Source organism: Planotetraspora phitsanulokensis (genome assembly GCF_016863295.1).
In the GTDB taxonomy this organism is placed as follows: domain Bacteria; phylum Actinomycetota; class Actinomycetes; order Streptosporangiales; family Streptosporangiaceae; genus Planotetraspora; species Planotetraspora phitsanulokensis.
The window spans coordinates 1-802 of the sequence record NZ_BOOP01000090.1; the positions used below are offsets into that span (position 1 = coordinate 1).

The following is an 802-nucleotide window of genomic DNA, read 5'->3' on the forward strand; positions in this document are numbered from 1 at the left end:
GCCGATCGGGATGTCTCCGGCCAGCGTGATCCGGTGGAGAAGACGGGGCAGGTCGTCGTAGTCCGCGACGGCGTAGTGCTGGGTGGCCCGGTTGTCCCAGATGGCGATGTCGCCGTCGCGCCAGTTCCACCGCACCGTGTTCTCCAGGCGGGTGATGTGCCGCTGCAGCAGGGCGAACAGGTCGTGGAAGTCGGCGCTGCTCAGTCCGACGAACGACCGGACGAAGTGGCCGAGCAGCAGGGACGGCTCGCCGGTCTCCGGGTGGATGCGGACGACGGGGTGCTCGGTCTCGAACTCGCTGCTCCGGAACTCCTCGCGATACTCCTGCTCCTTGACGTCGATCCCGCCGATCTGCGGGCGCTGCGCCGCGTAGTCGTACAGGTTCGAGTGCACCGCACGCAGCTGTCCCACCAGCGCCTGCAGACCGGGATGCAACCGCCGGTACGCCTCGACCGTGTTGGCCCACACCGTGGTCCCGCCGTAGGGCGGCAGCGTGATTGCGCGCAGCACACTGATCGCCGGGATCCTGTCGACGAAGGTCACGTCCGTGTGCCAGCTGTTGGCCTTGCCCTGCTCGGAGTCGATTGGGAGAACCGCCTCGCCGTCGCCGGTCACCGTCGGGTGTGGCTTGGTGACGGTGCCGAGCAGCCTGGCGAACGCGAGCTGATCGGCGTCGGTGGCGTGCTGCTGCTCACGCAGGAAGACCACCCGGTGGCGCAGCAGCGCGGCCCGCAGTTCGGCGACCGCCGGCGCGTCGGCGTCGCCGCCCACCCTGATGCCGCCGACGACCGCGCCGATGACT

At 69.7% G+C, this 802-nt stretch carries 1 protein-coding gene; it reads right to left on the minus strand.

Annotation, left to right across the window (positions count from 1 at the left end):
* A partial coding sequence (locus tag Pph01_RS42505) for a TauD/TfdA dioxygenase family protein (protein ID WP_239117425.1) occupies nt 1-798 on the minus strand: 798 nt, incomplete at its 3' end.
* Nucleotides 799-802 lie beyond the last annotated feature (4 nt).